The 1,434-nt window shown below is 68.3% G+C and carries 1 protein-coding gene; it reads right to left on the reverse strand.

The window, feature by feature from the left end; all coding sequences use genetic code 11:
• Positions 1 to 19: 19 nt before the first annotated feature.
• Positions 20 to 1,222: an IS110 family transposase gene (locus ACIA8F_RS39115; protein WP_399385813.1), complete on the reverse strand. Its 1,203-nt coding sequence runs from the start codon at positions 1,220 to 1,222 to the stop codon at positions 20 to 22.
• Positions 1,223 to 1,434: the final 212 nt, after the last annotated feature.

Below are 1,434 nucleotides of genomic sequence, written 5' to 3' on the forward strand. Positions count from 1 at the left end.
AGGAATCTCAATGATCGTGTCAAGCCGCCTGCGTGACTGGTGGGGCGGAGGTGAAGAGCCTTTTGTCACGCAGCATCGCCCAGAGCACGTCGATCCGTCGTCGGGCGAGCGAGAGCAGGGCCTGGGTGTGCAGCAGCCCTTCGCCGCGCTTCTTGAGGTAGTAGTCCCGGGAGGGGCCGGGCCGCATCATCGCGGTCTGTGCGGCCATGTAGAAGATGTGCCGCAGGCGGCGGTTGTAGCGCTTGGGCCGGTGGTAGTTGCCGGTGCGTCGGCCGGAGTCCCGGGCGACCGGGGCCAGGCCGGCGTGCGAGGCCAGGCGGCCGGCGTCGCGGTAGCCGGACAGGTCCCCGACGATGGCGACGAACTCGGCGCCGAGGATCGGGCCCATGCCGGGCATGGACTCGATGATCTCCGCTCGGTCGTCGGACCGGAAGGTCTCGCGGATCTCCCGGTCGTTGTCCTTGATCCGCTCGTCCAGGGCCAGGAGCTGGTGGGCGAGATCGCAGACCAGCTTCGCCGCCCGCTTCTCGCCCGGCAGGGCGATCTGCTGGGACCGGGCAGCCTCGACGGCCTTGGCCGCGACGGTCTCGGCGCCGCGGACCTTGCGTCGTTCCAGCCAGGTCGTCAGGCGCTTGACGCCGGTCCGGCGCAGGGCTGCCGGGGTCTGGTACTCGGTCAGCATGACGACCGGGCCCTTGGCCGCGGAGTAGTCGAAGGCCCGCTCCAGGGCGGGGCAGATGCCGACCAGCAGGTCACGGAGCCGGTTGATCAGCCGGACCCGGTCGGCGATCAGGTCGGCCCGGTAGTTCGTCAGCACCCTCAGCGTGGAGACCAGCTCAGGGGGCGTGTCAAGCGGGGCGAAGTCCCGGCGCATGCGGGCCTGGTCGGCGATGACGCGGGCGTCCTTGGCATCGGTCTTGCCCTCGCCCCGGTAGGCGCCGGTCATCCGGTTGACTGTCCGGCCTGGAACGTAGACCACCTGCTGGCCGTGCGCGACCAGCAAGGCCACGAGCAGGGTGGAAGCCCGGCCGGAGATGTCCACCGCCCACCGCACCTCGTCCGCCTTCTCGCGGGCGGTCTCGATGAGAGTCAGGATCTGCGACTCGTCGTTGATGACCTTCGTCGAGAACAGCAAGTCGCCCTCAGCGTCGAGTGCCACCGCCCAGTGATGTCCCTTGCCGGCGTCGATGCCGACCCATATCCGCCTGCCAGACGTAGTCAAAGCCCTCGCTCCGTGTCCCTCGTGACCAGCACTTCATGGTCCGAAGAACACTCCGCCGACAGGTCCCTAACCAGCGATGACCGCAGTTCTCAATCAGTGGTCGGAGCATCCCGGAGGACCGGGCGGCCATTCCTTCGAAGTCATCAACGACAGACCCCCATCAGCCACACCCGGTCCTCCCGGACCGCCTCACATTCTTAGGGACCCCCATG

The sequence above is a fragment of the Streptomyces sp. NPDC051563 genome, from assembly GCF_044454225.1.
Taxonomy (GTDB): domain Bacteria; phylum Actinomycetota; class Actinomycetes; order Streptomycetales; family Streptomycetaceae; genus Streptomyces.